The 16,624-nt window shown below is 45.6% G+C and carries 12 protein-coding genes; 3 read left to right on the forward strand and 9 right to left on the reverse strand.

Annotated elements, in window-relative coordinates:
* Positions 1-152: 152 nt before the first annotated feature.
* Positions 153-4,460 carry a glycosyl hydrolase gene (locus NSQ55_RS01190; RefSeq protein WP_339170772.1) on the forward strand — a complete coding sequence of 1,436 codons (4,308 nt, stop codon included), beginning with the start codon at positions 153-155 and terminating at the stop codon, positions 4,458-4,460.
* A 99-nt stretch (positions 4,461-4,559) separates the two neighbouring features.
* Here NSQ55_RS01190 and NSQ55_RS01195 read toward each other — a convergent pair whose 3' ends face one another.
* From NSQ55_RS01195 to NSQ55_RS01205, 3 genes are all read right to left on the reverse strand, one after another.
* Positions 4,560-5,315 carry an SDR family oxidoreductase gene (locus tag NSQ55_RS01195; protein ID WP_076187062.1) on the reverse strand — a complete coding sequence of 252 codons (756 nt, stop codon included), beginning with the start codon at positions 5,313-5,315 and terminating at the stop codon, positions 4,560-4,562.
* Between the two features lie 739 nt (positions 5,316-6,054).
* Complete coding sequence (locus NSQ55_RS01200; RefSeq protein WP_076192593.1) at positions 6,055-7,407, reverse strand: HAMP domain-containing sensor histidine kinase; 1,353 nt, start codon at positions 7,405-7,407, stop codon at positions 6,055-6,057.
* Positions 7,385-8,122 carry a response regulator transcription factor gene (locus NSQ55_RS01205; RefSeq protein ID WP_076126944.1) on the reverse strand — a complete coding sequence of 246 codons (738 nt, stop codon included), beginning with the start codon at positions 8,120-8,122 and terminating at the stop codon, positions 7,385-7,387. The genes NSQ55_RS01200 and NSQ55_RS01205 overlap by 23 nt, the downstream gene beginning before the upstream one ends.
* Positions 8,123-8,282: 160 nt before the next feature.
* Here NSQ55_RS01205 and NSQ55_RS01210 point away from each other — a divergent pair, with 160 nt between their 5' ends.
* Positions 8,283-8,930, forward strand: a complete 648-nt coding sequence (locus NSQ55_RS01210) for a hypothetical protein (protein ID WP_339170775.1) — start codon at positions 8,283-8,285, stop codon at positions 8,928-8,930.
* A 96-nt stretch (positions 8,931-9,026) separates the two neighbouring features.
* Here the strand turns inward: NSQ55_RS01210 and NSQ55_RS01215 are convergent, their stop codons facing one another.
* Positions 9,027-9,950 (reverse strand): DMT family transporter, encoded by a 924-nt coding sequence (locus NSQ55_RS01215; RefSeq protein ID WP_076206086.1) that lies wholly within the window; start codon positions 9,948-9,950, stop codon positions 9,027-9,029.
* A gap of 142 nt (positions 9,951-10,092) precedes the next feature.
* Between NSQ55_RS01215 and NSQ55_RS01220 the strand changes: the two genes are divergently transcribed.
* A complete protein-coding gene (locus NSQ55_RS01220; RefSeq protein WP_339170778.1) occupies positions 10,093-11,433 on the forward strand; it encodes a PLP-dependent aminotransferase family protein in 1,341 nt (446 codons plus the stop codon).
* A gap of 324 nt (positions 11,434-11,757) precedes the next feature.
* Here the strand turns inward: NSQ55_RS01220 and NSQ55_RS01225 are convergent, their stop codons facing one another.
* The 5 genes from NSQ55_RS01225 to NSQ55_RS01245 all read right to left on the reverse strand — a co-directional run bounded on the left by NSQ55_RS01225 (position 11,758) and on the right by NSQ55_RS01245 (position 16,606).
* Complete coding sequence (locus NSQ55_RS01225) at positions 11,758-12,684, reverse strand: IS3 family transposase (RefSeq protein ID WP_143766647.1); 927 nt, start codon at positions 12,682-12,684, stop codon at positions 11,758-11,760.
* Positions 12,633-12,950, reverse strand: coding sequence for a transposase (locus NSQ55_RS01230; RefSeq protein WP_036683594.1), 318 nt, complete (start codon positions 12,948-12,950; stop codon positions 12,633-12,635). Before NSQ55_RS01230 ends, NSQ55_RS01225 begins: the two co-directional genes overlap by 52 nt.
* Before the next feature lie 323 nt (positions 12,951-13,273).
* Positions 13,274-14,584 (reverse strand): 6-phospho-beta-glucosidase, encoded by a 1,311-nt coding sequence (locus NSQ55_RS01235; RefSeq protein ID WP_076303199.1) that lies wholly within the window; start codon positions 14,582-14,584, stop codon positions 13,274-13,276.
* Between the two features lie 6 nt (positions 14,585-14,590).
* Positions 14,591-15,586, reverse strand: a complete 996-nt coding sequence (locus NSQ55_RS01240) for a BadF/BadG/BcrA/BcrD ATPase family protein (RefSeq protein ID WP_076303198.1) — start codon at positions 15,584-15,586, stop codon at positions 14,591-14,593.
* A 30-nt stretch (positions 15,587-15,616) separates the two neighbouring features.
* The gene (locus NSQ55_RS01245; protein WP_036687224.1) at positions 15,617-16,606 is read right to left on the reverse strand and encodes a LacI family DNA-binding transcriptional regulator; all 990 of its coding nucleotides are present in this window, start codon (positions 16,604-16,606) and stop codon (positions 15,617-15,619) included.
* Between the last annotated feature and the right edge of the window lie 18 nt (positions 16,607-16,624).

Here is a 16,624-nt window from a genome sequence, read left to right on the forward strand (position 1 = left end):
TGTTATTAATAACGAAGCTGAATATGTGGAGGTGAATAGTTAGCGAGTAGGTCTGTAATTGTCTTCTATAAGGACAGATAGTTATTGGGTTCATAACAGCTGGTTGGCTATTCTTATTATCAAATCCATTCATTTTCGAAGGAGAATTAGGAATGAAAAAAGCGAAAAAGTGGCTGGGGAGTATACTTGCCTGTGCAATGATAATGTCTCCTTTCCCCTCTGTAATTTCTGCAGCAGCAGCGCCATCGACTGTGGGATTCGGTGATACACAGGGTCACTGGGCACAACAAAATATTGCGAAGTGGGTAGAAAATGGCGTATTAAACGGGTATCAGGATGGTTCTTTTCATCCCAATGAAGGAATTACAAGAGCTGAGTTTGCTACGATCTTGAATAAGGTATTTGGTTTCTATATGAAGTCAGATCAATCTTTTTCCGATGTAAAAGCGACCGATTGGTATGCAGATCAGCTTTCGTTGGCACGATATGCTGGGTATTATGAAGGATACTCAGAGAATAAAGCACAAGCTACTGATTATATAACGCGTCAGGATGCGGTGACGATGTTGGCTCGGATATTTACTCTTCAAGCTACTGAAAGCGCTTCATCGATGAGTGGATTTAGTGATTCCGCTCAGATTCAGGCTTATGCTAAGGATGCAGTTCATGCGCTCTCAGGTTTGATTACAGGGTATGAGGATGGAACCTTTAAGCCGCTTGGAAGGATCACCCGTGCCGAAGTTATAACGTTAATTAATAAAATAGTGAAGAGTTATTACTCGCAATCTGGAAGCTTTGAAGGAGGAATAGTTTCTGGGAATGTAGTCGTTAATCAGGATGGTGTTGTGTTAAAAAATGCAACGATAAACGGAAACCTGTATCTAACTGCTGGGATCGGTAACGGCGAAGTGACCCTTGAGGGTATTAAGGTTACGGGCACCACATTTATTGCAGGTGGCGGGATAAACTCCATTCTTATTAAGAATAGCTCATTAGGCAAAGTAAATATAAATCGTAAAGAGGGTGAGGTTCGTGTCCTCACGAGTGGTACAACCCAAATTTCTCAGCTAACGGTAGATAGTCTAGCAAGACTGGAGTTTGGAACTGGGACGATGATCACCACGGGAATTCTAAATAGCACTGTGGGGCTGATCCTAGGTGAAGGCGCATCGATTGCTAATCTAAACGTAGCTGTCAAAGCGACTGGAACCACCCTTTCCGGTCAGGGCGACATTGCAAAAGCGGACGTTAAAGCAACAGGAGTAACGTTGAACGGTAAACCCATTGCTCCTGGCACAATTGTCATTATCAAAGGCAATCAAGGTCCTGTAGCAACGACTACCCCAGCGCCTACCTCGGCATCAGGCTCATCAACAACGCCGGTAGGTCCGACTAATCCAACCGCGGCACCTACAGCGACACCAATACCAACGGAAACACCGACACCAACAGCGACACCGACAGCAACAGCAACACCGACACCGACAGACCCGACGGGTCCTGTGGGACGTATCGAGAATTTAGCGGATGTTGGTGCAAGTAGTGAGACTAGATCGCTATTCGCCTATTTACAGGATATCCGCGGCAGTGAGATCTTGTTTGGACATCAGCATGCTACTACAGAAGGACTTTCTATTACTGAAAAGGACGGAACGCAGTCTGAGGTCGAGAATGCAGTAGGCGACCTTCCGGGGCTGTTCGGCTGGGATACGCTTAGTCTTGAAGGTTTTGAGAAACCAGGCGATCTAGGCGCAACCCAGCTGGAGAATCGTGATAAATTAATCGGCGTGATGAAATCTGCTTATGAAAAAGGCGGCGTGCTTACATTAAGCTCGCATATGCCGAACTTCGTCACAGGAAAGGACTTTTATGACACCAAAGGGAATGTGCTTACGCATATATTACCCGGCGGTGACAAACATGCGGAATTTAATGCATTCCTGGATATGATTGCGGACTTTGCAAATAACTTAAAAGATGATGATGGTAAAGCTATTCCAGTCATTTTCCGTCCATTCCACGAGCAAAATGGTGGCTGGTTCTGGTGGGGTGCGCCTTACCGTACGAAGGAGCAGTATGCTGAAATTTATCGTTATACCGTTGAATACTTAAGGGACAAAAAAGATGTGCATAACTTCTTATATGCGTTCTCACCGGGAAGTCCATTTAACGGCACAGATGCGACATTCCTTGAGACGTATCCGGGAGATGACTATGTCGATATCCTTGGCTTCGATAATTATTATGACGGAACCACTGAGGGTTGGTTTGATTCAGTCGTGAAGGATGCTAAGCTGATCTCGAAGCTGGCGGATGATAAGGGGAAAATCGCAGCATTTACTGAGTTCGGTTATTCGGGTGTGAAGCCAACTGGAACGAAGGACCTGAAATTCTTTACCAAGCTAATCGCTGCACTGCAGTCTGATCCGGATGCTAAACGGATGGCGTACATGCAGACTTGGGCGAATTTCAATACAGATTCTATCTTTGTCCCTTATAGAAATGCTCCAAACGGGCTAGGGGATCATGAACTGCTCCCTGATTTTGTAGACTATTATAATGATCCGTATACAAGCTTCAGCCATGAAGTGGCTATTGCGGATGCGTATTCGAAACAGGTAACTACAGAAACCGAGCAACCTTTTTTACACATTGCCTCACCAACGGCAAACCAAACAGTGCCCACGACAAAAGCATCGACCCTTCGTGTTCGTGTGTTGAATCAGGACGTGGATAAAGTAACCTACCTGATTGGGGATGACACAACAGAGTACAGCATGGCAGCTGACGCAGAAGGTTTCTATTACTTGGCAGATTGGACACCAGGTGTAGCCTTCGACGAAACTGGCGTGATGCTTACTGTTAAGTCCTATGCAAAGGATGGTTCTGTACTTTCACAAACGATCCAAATCTTTGTAAGTGACGTAGAGGGGAATGGGGACCCATTCATTGTAGATACTTTTGAGAATTACAAAGGGAATGATGAATTACTTCGTGCGGCATTAAGTCCTGCGGGTGATCTAAATACGATCTCACTTGATGCGGACCATAAAAATGATGGCAAGTATGGCCTGAGATTCGATTATAATGTGGATGGCCAAGGTTATACAGGTCGTACCAAAAACATGAATAATGCCGACTGGTCGGACGCCAACAAATTGAAGCTCTGGATTGCACCTGATGGCAGCGACCACAAGCTTGTTATTCAGGTCAATGCAAGCGGCATTTCTTTTGAAGCTTATCCTTCACTGGCAGGTACGACACCTGGCTTGGTGGAAATTCCATTCAGCCAGTTCGCTCCAGCGCCATGGGATACAGGAAATGCCGGTAAAGTAATCACTAAAGAGAACCTTAAGGACATTCGGGCAGTGTCTATCTACGTAAATAAAAAGGACATAGTAGCAAGTACGTCTGGTACGCTGTACTTCGACGATATTGCAGCGTTTAATGATGGAACGGGTGGCGTTCCTAATGGGGGCGAAGGCCCTGGCAGCACGCCAGAACAGGCGAAGCTGTTGTATGGTTTCGAAAAAGATACTCAGGACTGGACAGTAGAGCAAAATAATGCGAGTGCAAGCGCGGCGGTAATCTCGACTGATGAGGCTGCTGAGGGAACTCATTCGTTAAGCACCTTGTTCTCACTTGATTCAGATGGAGCTTTTGAGCTCAGCAAAAATGGCAGTCTGGATCTGAGCGCGGTTGATAAATTAAGCGCACAAATTAAACTGTCGAACGGAACAGCGGATGCACGTTTGTATATTAAGACGGGATCAACCTGGTCTTGGGCTGACAGTGGAGCTGTGAAAGTAGATTCGAGCGGATTTACTACGATTTCGCTCAACTTGGCAGGTATTGCAGATCTTAATAGTGTAAAGGCCATAGGTATCAAGCTCGAGGGATTCAGTGGTACGGGAACTTCTACGCTGTATCTGGATGATGTTCGGACCCTGAAGAATGGTACCGCACCTGAAGCTGTCGTCTATGGCTTCGAGGACAATACACTGCAAGGCTTCAGCATCAATGTGGATGAAAATAATAAATATAATACAGCGCTGGCTCAGAATCTATCGGTGAGCAATGCTGTGTATGCTGAGGGAACTCATTCGATGCAAGCGGACTTAACATTGAATGGAGGGCAATTCCAGCTGCGTCGTATGGTGGTTACCAACTTAGCGAATGCATCAACAATTACGCTTAAAATCAAGGTTGTACCTATTGATGCAAGCGATGTTAGCGGTGTAATGGCTCAGCTGTTCACCCAAAGTGGCTCAAGCTGGGGAACATGGACTGCTTCTACGGCTACACCAGTAGATGCCAATGGATTTACTACAATAACACTGGATATCAGCAAGGTAGCGGATCGTAATTTGACCCAAGCGATTGGCGTTCAAGTCATGACCACAGCAACTGATCCAGTAGGTAGTGCTACCGTATATGTGGACGAAATCACGATTAAATAGAAAGTAGTAAAGCTGGAAGCGAACATTTTACGATGTTCACTTCCGGCTTATTTATTTAGCATCAAATTTATTCATTTTAAGTCGAGTATCTGCTTGAAATTAACGAAGCTTAATAGACCCGCCATCTACCATGATAGTCTGGCCCGTAATATAATCGGAATCTTCACTCGCTAGGAATACCGCAACACGCCCGATATCACTTTCCAGTTCACCCAATCTTCTCAAAGGGATTTTGGAAATCATGTTTTGGTAATACTCAGGGTTTGCTTCTGCCCATTCAATCATGCCAGGGGAATTAGCAATTGGAGCAATGATGTTTACGTTGATTCCAAATGGACCAAATTCATTAGCGGCTACCCGGGTAATTCCACGGATGGCTTCTTTTGCGGCAGCATATGTTCCTTGATTGGTATCCCCGTTGAGGCCAGCGCCCGATGCAAAATTAATAATTTTACCTTGTGCTTCTTTTAAATACGGTAGTGCTGCTTGCATGAAATAGAAGGTTGGATAGAAGCCTGTATCAAAAGATAAATCGAAATCAGCCTGTGTAGTTTCTTCGATAGATTTCATTCTGGATGCGTGGGCATTGTTTACTAAAATATCTATTTTTCCGAATTTATCAGCTACTTGTTTAACAAGGTGAGCTATTTTATCGTGTTCCTTGAGGTTCGCTTGAATAAAGATAGATTCAGGTTGATATTCTTGTAATTCTTTAATTGTTTCTTTGCCGGTTTCTTCATTGAGGTCAATAATAGCTACCTTAGCGCCTTCTTTTACAAAAGCCAAGGCCATCCCTTTACCAATACCGCCTGCTCCACCAGTAATAATAGCTACTTTTCCTGTAAGTCTGCTCATGTTGGTATCTCCTTTTTGTGAAAAAATGTAGTATCTAACTCTTATCAGAGGTAAGGTGTAATTGTTACTTCGACTATATATTACCCAAAATAGTAGCTATATTTACCATGAAGTAGAAACGGCATCATTTACCAAGATGAATATAGAGGGTGATGATGAATAATACAGCATCTGATGAGGCCTATTCCAGCTCTTATGTACTTGTTGAGCGATTGAATTAAGCGGCGCACCAAGTGATGAGCAATTGATGATTCATGTGTCGCACCAAGTGATGCTGCAAGTGATGCAATAAGTGAAGTATTTATAGAGTAATTAGGGAATTTCTCCCTGAAATTCAGAGATTTCTGTTCATCAGACTTATAATTAGGGAAAACTTACCTGGTTTTCGGCCGATTTAGTAACTAATTAAGAAATCCCCCTAATTATTAGGGAGGAATTCCCTGATTTCGTGCATTTAGAGTGAATATCGGCTATTTTCAGGGAGTTCTTCCCTAATTAGTTTAAACCCTACCGCAAGCCGTATGAAAAACTCACCTAGCAAGTCGCCCACCGCCCACTGCCTACACCCACCGCTCACCGCCCAACCGCCCACCGTCCAACCACCCAACGCAATATCAGAGAACACTACGCGTGGTATATAGTCATATAGCACAGTGAAATCCATTACTTTTCTATTCCATAAAAAAGAAGCTGCCCCCAAGTAGAATTCACTACTTTTGAGACAGCCTCTTATGGATATTTATAAAGGAAACCCCATCGAGATTACCGCACCGCCATTTCTTCGGTTGCCTGCGCTGATCTGACCTCCACAACGCTCGATGATTGCGCGGGAAATAGCCAGTCCAAGTCCGGATTCTCCGTCTTTTCCTTTTACAAAACGATGGAAGAGATAAGGAAGCAGATCGTCCGAAATTCCAGGGCCATCGTCACTTACGGATAACAGAGCCCGGCCCTCCTTGACTGAAACATGGATATAGATATGTTGATTAGCATAACGTGCTGCATTGGAAACTACATTAAGAAGCGCCTGTAGCAGCTTATCCCTATCCGCACGGATCGTAAGAGAATCTTGATGATCGTGGGAGATATGGAGGGTTAATTCTTTTTTCATTAATAGAGGGTTCATTCGTTCGATGGTTTCTGTCAGTAGATCTTTTAAACAAATAACCGTAGGCTTGAATATATCTTCCTCGCTGTCCAGCTTCGCAAGTAAAGTCATTTCGGACACGAGCTTCTTCAAGCGGCTGCTTTCGCTCATGATAATGTCTAGCCCTTTTACTACATTCTCACCTTCAAAAACACCATCCTTAATCCCTTCAGCGTAGCCGGAAATGGACATTAAGGGAGTTTTTAATTCATGAGACGCATTCTGGAAAAATTGTTTCTGCACATGGTTGAAACGATTTAATTCATCTGCCATGTCATATACCGATTGAGCGACAGATCCAAGCTCTCCACCAGCTTTAATTAATTTAACATCTGAGAAGTGCCGTTCTTTGACTTTGCGGAGTTCTTGTTGCAGCCTCATTAGAGGTTGAATCAGCTTCTTGGTGATAAATAGGCCAAATAGGAACATAAATGCTCCCGCTGCGCTGAAAACGATCAGCAGTCTTTTGAGCAAAGCTTGTTCAATAGCAGTGACTGCGCTCATAGGGGTTAGTAGAGTTAGCGTGCCTATAGGTGTAGCCTTCACCTCAGTAATATACCGTGTATCTGTTCCATTCCAAATGTTCTGGAGCTCAGTGGCTTGGCCTGTGACACTCTTGGCATCATAGTTTATTGCAATTGAACTCATCTCTGATGATGTGGACAAGACTTTTCCTGTCTCATCGCTAAGAATGGCTTCGACGCCTGCAGTGCTTAGAGAAGGTAAGGTCACCGGCAGAGCTTCCAGCTGAGTGCCAATCTCCCCGATGTATTTACTTTCTTCAGTCAATGTAACTGACATCGCCGCACCAATGGTTCTTAAATCCTCTTTTTGTGTTCCGACAAAATGGTTGAGTAGTACAAAATGGATCACGACTGCAGTAATAGATAGTAGCAATACCAATGCAATACTAAAGGCTAAATTAATCTGATGTGCTAGTTTCATTCGTATGCTCACCCCCATCTGTTCTCATGCGGTATCCGTGTCCCCATACAGCCTCAATGGGCAAATGCTCCAGTTTTTTGCGCATCCGTTTAATGAGATGATCCACGGCGCGATCACTTCCAAAATAGTCGTCTCCCCACACATAGCTCAGCAGCTCATCTCTTGTAAATGCCCGGTTAGGGGCATCAGCGAATACTTTTAGCATGGTGAATTCCTTGCTGGTCAAGTCTACCTCTTCACCACACCAGAATACACGTCTTTCTTCCGGCAATAGTAGAAGCTGGTCGATTTCAAGACGGGTGGAAGTGGTCTGACTATTCAATTTTTCGGCCTGATTACTCATTTTGTACCAGCGTTGAAGCTGCCGTTTGATCCGGGCGACTAATTCACGAGGGCTGAACGGCTTGACTAGATAATCGTCACTGCCAAGCTCCAATCCTAATATTTTATCCACTTCATTATCTCTTGCGGAGATCATAATGATCGGTACTTCGGCTTCGTTACGAATCCTTTTACAGAACTCATAACCATCCATGCCGGGGAGCATAACGTCGAGTACCCACATATCCGGGGGGCTAGTCTGCCACAAGGTCCATGCTTCCTCAGCGCTGCCAAGGCCGATGGTGTGGTAGTTTTCTTTTTGTAAATAAGCTTCAACAAGATTGCGTATATGTTCATCATCGTCGACTACGGCAATGAGATATGGATTATTCATTTCGGGTTACCTCCAGATTATTCTCCTACAAGTATATCAATCCAGAGGTGGGTAGGGTCGGCTGCCATCGTTTTTCCACAAATTAACCAATGTTCTGCCACACCCATTATGTAAGCTTGGTCTTGTAAGATCATTCGAATCGACGAGGAGTGTTGTATTTATGAATCAACAGATGTTATTTAAAAAGTTAGCGCTGTCCGCCCTGCTAGTGTCCGCCGTTGCTGCACCGTCTGCAACGAACGCAGCAAGTGGAGCGCAAGACGGAAACACGAAAACAACGGCTGCAGCCGTGGTTACTGCTGCCTCTAAAGGAACAATTGCCACTAAAGTAACCACTATTGATTGGGTAGATCCCCTAGAGTTGGCTAAGACCTACGCACCTAATACCCAAGAAGATTGGAAGAACACCTTGGATCAGTATTATAAGGTTGCTGGATTTAGTGTAACCGCACTTGCCGAGCTTGTGCCTGCGGAACTGGTGGAGGGAGTTCAATTATCTAAAGAAATACTATCCACCGAAGCTCTACCTGCAGGATATATTGAAGCTGGTCGTAACCTTGAAGTAGTACCTGTAGTCGATGATATGCAGGTAGATAGCAATATCACTACTTCAATGAAAGCTGTAGACGCGACTTCAATTGCTATTTCCATTCCAGATCTTAGCGACGCGGATAAAGCTTTTTTCAAAGCCCAAGATGATCTGAATAGTGCCGCTAAATCCAAAGATGCGACTGTGATCAAGGAAGCTTTAGCTAATCTGTTGGATCAATATAAAGAGAAGATCAAGGAGCTTGAAACAGCCAAATAACGGCGATTAGCGAGGCTTGCTACAGAATAGAGATACTGAAAAGGGTAAAGATAAAAGACACCTCGCGGGGTGTCTTTTTTGTATGCATATCAATCTTCACGCTTTGCCTTTGGCCCTTACTTGCTTCCGCCAGTTCACACCGATCACCCCGGCGATGATCATCACTGTACCGGTCCAATGGTACCATTCCAGTTGCTCATTCAGCAGAAGTACACCACCGAGAATAGAGACAACTGTTGAAAGACTGCCGAAAATGCTCACGCGTGAAGCTTCCATCCGTGATAAAGCATAGTTGGAGAGGAAGGAGGTCACGAGGGAGGAGAGTACGCCGAGATAGAGCATGGAGAATATAAATTTGGGCTCTTGAAAAGGTGTGAAATACTGATCCAAGGTTCCTGCCGAACCATGCTTAATGATCGACAGTCCATTAAAAAATATAAATCCGAACAAAGTAATCATATAGGTAAGTTCTTTGGGACTCCAGGTACGTGTCAGCTTTCGAGCCGCAACATTATAACCGGCAAGGGATAAAGCTGAGATTAGGATGAGCAGGACGCCCCAAAGACTAGAAGAAGAGATACTCAAACCTGGAATGGCAAAGATAAGAATAATGCCTGCAACTGAGATTAATGTAGAGATCTTTTGGAAGCTGCTCGTGGTTTCCTTCAAGAACATCGCCGCCAAAAGGATGGTGAAGATGGGCATTGTCGCCTGAATAATACCCGCTACAGCGGAAGTTGTATACAAAAGTCCATACGCCTGAAGGGTGAAATATAACGCTGGATACATTAAAGCCAGTGGGATTATCACTGCGGCCTTGGATATTCCAAACTTCACCCGCCCCCACCCTGGAAAAGTAAATAAAGAAGCGGCAAGGAAAGATAACGTGAAGCGATGAGCTAGCGTATCAAAAGGATCCGAGACGGTTAGGGCCATTTTTACAAATATAAAGGAAAACCCGACGATAATAGCATTCATGACAGCTGCTGCTATCGCTTTTTGAGTAGAAGATGTATTCATTAGTAAAGACCTCCAAAGTGTTGCGCGCATTTAGGTACCGGTCCTGTTCTGCTCTTTATTCTAAGGCTAGAGTAGCTGTGCTACAATGTAATTATTATTCATCTGTACCGGTACAGAATAAGCTTGGAGGAAGGTGGAAGGGATGTATAAGTATTCGGAGTTAATCAACGAGCTGGAAGCGCAAATTGCCGAGGATGCGTATCGTGAGGGAGATAAATTACCGTCTATCCGGGAGTTGTCCTTACGTTATGGATGTAGTAAAAGTACGGTTATTCGCGCGTTGCAGGATCTTCAGGACAAACATTTAATCTATGCCGCCTCAAAAAGTGGTTATTATGTCATGAAACGAAGCGGACAGCGAAAAGACGAAGGTGCACATTGGATCGATTTTACGGTGTCTGCACCCGACCCGGATATTTTTCCGTATCTGGATTTCCAACATTGTATTAATAAAGCGATTGATATGTACCGCAATGACTTGTTCATCTATGGAACGCCGCAGGGGCTTCCTTCTCTTATTCGTGAAATGCAGCGGCATCTGGCTTCTTATCAGGTATTTGCCAATCCGGATCAGATTTTTATTACCTCAGGTGTGCAGCAGGCGCTTGGCGTATTGACCCGAATTCCTTTTCCGAATGGCAGGCAGCGAGTGCTGATTGAGCAGCCGGGTTATCCGCTTTTTATGGAATATCTGAAGACGTATGGCATTGAGACAGAGGGAATAAAGCGTTCGGATGCTGGGGTGGACTTGAATGAATTAGAACGGTTATTTAAGACAGGCCAGTTCAAGTTCTTTTATACCGTCCCGCGATTTCATAATCCGCTTGGCGTCTCCTATACCCGTCCCCAGAAGAAGGCGATTGCTCAGCTAGCAGCTAAATACGATGTATACATCGTTGAGGATGACTACATGGCGGACTTGGAGCAGGATGCAAAAGAGGATCCGATCTACGCTTATGACGATGCTTCCCATGTGATCTATTTGAAAAGCTTTTCCAAAATTATATTTCCGGGTCTGCGTGTCGGTGTCGCTGTACTGCCAGAGGTCCTGTGTGACTCTTTTAACCGATTCAAAAGACTGATGGATATAGATAGCTCTATGCTGTCTCAGGCTGCCCTGGAGTTGTATCTGAAAAGCGGAATGTTCGAGCGCCACCGAAAAAAGATGCGTTCCTGCTACGAAAAAAGATCCACGCTGCTCCATGAATCGATTATGAGAGAGTTAGATACAGCGACAGCACAGCATTATTCCTACCATCCAACCGGCCAGCTTGGCGTGCATACGTATCTGAAGCTTAGTGACAGCGTAAAGACAGAACAGATGATCAAACGTCTGCAAAAAAAGTTCATTCGCATCGAAATGGCGGACAGCGGGTATCTGCCCTCTTTTAATAAAGAGAAGATTCTAAAGCTCAATGTATCCAGTGTAAAAGAGCCGGATATTCGCTTTGGCATTGAACAGGTAATGCAAGAAATACGCTGAGAGCGCAGCAATAAATGAGTGGATGATAATGGTGGAAATGCTGGGAGCCCATTGGAGTAGAAACAAAAAAGCGTTCCTCCAGTAACAGGGATCGTTTTTTTGCGTTGTGGGTCGTTGGCAAATCTGGCAGCAGTGAACTGATGGACAGCAGATCTCATTATCGGTACAACTCGCAGTAATCTCTGGTTCTTCTATAAATATCCGAACACATTTTCTGTGCAATCTTCGGCCGAGTCATGCGGACCCAGATAACGTTATTTGCTAGTTTTTAGCCTTTGAAGCAGGTTTTCGGACACCATGGACCTCTGTCAAGAAAGTGGACAGTCACGCAACAGACATTCTAGTCAATTGCTCAGCAAAACGAACTGGAGAAAGATACCCCAGCGCGCCATGCATTCGCTTGCGGTTATAGTAAAACTCAATATATTGAAAAAGTGTCTGGTAGGCTTGCTCCTTAGTTTTGAATCGCGGATTACAATAAATGAGCTCCTTTTTCAAAATGCTGTGCCACGACTCGATACAGGCGTTATCATAACAGTTACCTCTGCGGCTCATGCTGGACTCCATGCCATACGCTTTCAACTGCTTCGTGTATTCATGAGAAGTATATTGAGAACCTCTATCGGAGTGATGTAATAGACCCTTTTCCGGTTGTTTAGCTTCGTAAGCATCTTGTAAAGCGCCCGAAATCAAGCTAGTTTCCATATGGTTCTCCAAGCGCCACCCCACGATTTCGCGCGTGCAAAGGTCCATCACACTTGCCAGGTACAAGCGCCCTCCCCGGCAAGGAATGTAAGTAATGTCGGTAACCCATACTGAATTGGGTTTGAGTATTTTAAATTGCTGGTTCAGCGTATTCGGGGCAATCGGATGGTCATGATTGGAGTCGGTGGTCTGTACGCGATACGTTTTGGAGACAATGGAGCGAAGCTTCATATGTCGCATGTACACACTCACCGTGCGTTCGGTAACGGTATAACCTTCTTGATGTAACAGGCGGGTGATCTTCGGACTCCCATACCGCTTTTGATGGTCTGCAAAATGATACTGAATTCGCTTCATTATCGCAGCCTTACGAAGCATATGCGTACTGGTTTTTTCTGTCCGCCACTTGTAGTACCCGCTCCGTGACACATGTAGGGTCATGCACATCTTCTCCAAGAGAAACTCGGAGCGATGTTTTTCAATAAACTGGAATCTCAGTTCCTTGGTTTGCTGAAGATGTGCACTGCTTTTTTTACGATCGCTAATTCCTCTTCCACATCGGCAATCTTGTTATCTTTTTCTTGAAGTTGACGGCTCATTTCTTTCAACTGTGCCTCGAGTTCCCGTACTCGATCCACGCTAGCTGCCGGTTCATTCTTTAGTTCTCGATACTGGCTCATCCATTGATGCAGGGTACTTTTTGGGATGTTGAGCTCTTCCGCCAAGTCGCCCACTGTCTTTGTTTGCTCTTGAATGAACTGCACTGTCTGTTTTTTAAATTCTTCGTTATACCGTTGTCGATGTTCTCCCATGTGAACACACCTCCGTGGACTCATTATCGCCAGTCTGTTAACTACTGTCCACTTTTTATTCTAGCTTCACCAGAGGCGCTATTCAATTAGAAAGGGGTTATATTGGGTGGTTTTCATGCTAATAACGGCTATGGGGTCCGCTAGCACTCTAAAAATGTGAAAAAGCCGCTTTTAAGGTCAGCTGTGTCCGATAGCGAATTCGCTAAGTGCAAATTACCAAGATGCTTTATTCATTTTTGCTTCGGTAGCGAGTATCAGCAACAAGCGCAAAAAAAGAGACCGGGTTCGGTCTCTTTTAGTTATTTCTCGATAGGAGGTATGAATTAATTCGCAAAAAAGTTCGGCAGGAATTCTTTATTAGCTTCCAGCATTTCGTCCAGCATCCGAATCGCTACGTCCACGGACGGAACAAGCGGGTGATGTGCGAGCGCCTGAAGGGCAAGGGCGCGGTCTCCGGTTACAGCGGCGTCAATCGCCAGCTGTTCATAGGTTTTGACAGCATGAATGAGTCCTTTAGCCATGGTTGGAATTTTGGTCAGTGGCAGTGGTAGCGGGCCGTTTTTAGTGACCACGCAGTTCACTTCAATGCTGGCGTCATCTGGCAGGAAGTCCAATATGCCATGGTTTGCGACATTTAGGGTCTGAATGTCGTTTGATCCGTTATGGAGCGATCTCATGAGATTAACAGCTGCTTCTGAGTAAAAAGCACCGCCGCGCTGTTCCAGCTGCTTCGGCTTCTCGCTTAGCTCTAGATTGCCATAAAGCTCGAAGAGCTCTTCTTCTACACGTTTAACGACTTCAGCACGGTTAATGCCTTGTTTATGGGATTCTATCTGCTCTTCGAGCATGGCATCGGTCATATAGAAATATTTTAAATAGTATGAGGGCAGTGCATGAAGGGATTGCAGGAATTCCGGGTTCCATTCTCTTGCTGGTACGTTCTTAGCGCTGTAGCTGGTTGTATCTGCAAGCATATCGTCCAGCTTGTCTTCACCTTCAACATCGATACGAGTAATCCAGTGCAAGTGGTTGAGGCCCACAAATTCGGCATATACACGGTCTGCTGCTACATTATATTTGGCAGAGACTTGCTTGATCAGGCCGATAGGTGCGTTGCACAGGCCAATACTTTTTACCTTAGAATATTTCAGAACGGCTTCGGTGACCATCCCAGCAGGGTTAGTGAAATTGAGCAGCCATGCGTTGGGAGCCAGTTCCTCGATATCACGGCATACATCCAGAATAACAGGGATGGTGCGCAGTGCTTTCATCATTCCCCCAGGACCTGTTGTTTCTTGGCCAATAACGCCATATTTGAGCGGAATCGACTCATCACGAGCACGGGCATCAAGCATGCCGACACGCATCTGGGTGCTGACGAAATCGGCGCCTTCGATCGCTTTACGGCGGTCTGTTGTCAGATGAACCTCAATCGGAAGGCCTGATTTCTCCACCATACGTTTTGCCAAATTACCTACAATATTCAGCTTGCGAAGACCAGGCTCAATATCTACAAGCCATAATTCGCGCACGGGAAGTTCTTTATAGTGAAGAATGAATCCCTCTACTAATTCTGGGGTATACGAAGAACCTCCACCGATAACTGCAATCTTTAATCCTTGGTTAGCTGCCAAGATTAATCACTCCTGTCTTGTAGTTTGTTTGATCGATTCATAATCCTGAAATTTCCGCATTTTCTCATATACTTCACTACTAATGGTCAACCCATCTTGATCCATAGCTGACCATACTGCACCGACTACAGGCTCTGTGGCAAGGGTAACCACGGTTGCCTGAGGGGCTGCAGCGTGTACAGCTTTCTCGATAGGCTGGCGAATCCAACCGCGATCCCCTCGGGTTAGCAGACTTCCTGCCAGCACCACATCGAAGGCCTCCTGCTCCATGCCTAGCTTGTGAATGATAGCTGCCGCAGACTTACCCAGTTCAACCCCTTGCCGATGTAAAATCTCCAGCGCTACGGCATCTCCTTCAGCTGCTGCTTCAAAGAGCAGGCGGGCAACATTTACGGGGACTTTTTTCCAATGATCAAGGAAATCGTGAAACATATGCCCAACTTCCTCATAACCTAGCATTTTTAGCAGTAAGCCTGTTAATAAGGTGGGCTGTTCCCGGCCGTCCCAAGCTCGGATAACGGAACGAAACACCTCAATATTGAGTGCGCCACCCCCGCCAAAATCACCATACATATAGTCAAAGCCGCCGCATTGATAATGCTCTCCCTGCAGGTTTCTGCCTGCTGAATTGGTGCCGGTGCCGCAGATGAGCGCGACACCATATGGGCGATTCGTTCCGGCGCGTAGACCGATCATAGTGTCACAGTTAATGGTGTATTTGGTGAATCCTATCTGGCGTATCATCGGATGGAGAATAGCATAGTCGGCCTCGCGATCAGCACCGGCAAGTCCGAGATAGGTATGCTGGATGTCTTCCAACCGGAGTCCGGCTTCAGCCAGCGCCCCGAATGTGGCCTCTTGAATACTGTTGGCGGCCTCAAGGGCGCCTGTCTGGTGGTTGCCGTTACCACTCTTGCCTTTGCCAAGAACATTGCCATGTTCATCGCTTAGCAGAGCATAGGTTTTCGTGCCTCCCCCATCGATCCCCAAGTAGTAAGTCAATGGTCGTCACTCCTAGTGTATAAATTTAATCTACTCAGCTCCGGTAGATTCACGTACGATAAGTTCAGGATCAATCCGCATCCCGGCTCCACGTTTCATCTTTCCGGAGATGCGTTTGAGCAGCATATCCGCGGCTGCCAGCCCGATTTTGTCTGCAGGCTGACGTATTGTTGTCAGATGTGGATGAAGCTGTGAAGCAATATAATGATCGTCATAGCCGACCACTGCCACCTCTTCGGGTACCTGAATGCCCGCTTCCATCAGGGCATTGATGACTCCAAGCGCGATATTGTCATCCCCGGCAAATACGGCGGTGGGCAGCTTTCCTTCCTTCAGCCAACGTTTGCAGGTATCGTATCCCATCCCAATATCGAAATCACCAGGCACGATCTCAAAGGGGGCCAGTCCTTGTTCCTGAAGCGCCTGTAGAAATCCACTGCGCCGCTCCCGCGTACTCCGGAACATTTCCTGACCGCAGAGATGAGCGATTGAAGTGTGTCCCAGCTCCAGCAGATGACGCGTAGCTGCGTATCCCCCCTTGAAGTTGTCGATCGTGATGGAGTAGGTATCATTTTCGGGCTTCTGATTATCTATCAGCACATAAGGAATACCCCGCCGTTTTAACTCCACAATATAATTGTCCTCTTCCATCGGAGAGAGCAGAATTAAACCGTCTACACGATCCTCCTGAATTAAATAATGGCTATCATCCGATTCGATGCCTGTTGAGATGGATATGGCTAAAAAATAACCATGCATCGCTAATATTTCATTCAGCTCTTTGACCACTGCGTCAAAAAAGGAATCTTGCAGGGTAGTGACAATAATGCCGATAATTCCCGTCTTACCGCTTGCCAGACTGCGTGCCGCAGCATTAGGGCGGTAATCCAGCTCTTTAATTGCCTCCAGCACCTTTTGGCGATTATTCTCGCGTACCGATTCGGCCCCATTTAACACCCGGGATACGGTTACAACGGATAATCCGGATTTTTTGGCTACATCAAAAATACTAACTTTCATCTTTAATTCTCCTCACGG

Source organism: Paenibacillus sp. FSL H7-0943 (assembly GCF_037963265.1).
GTDB lineage: Bacteria > Bacillota > Bacilli > Paenibacillales > Paenibacillaceae > Paenibacillus_AQ > Paenibacillus_AQ odorifer.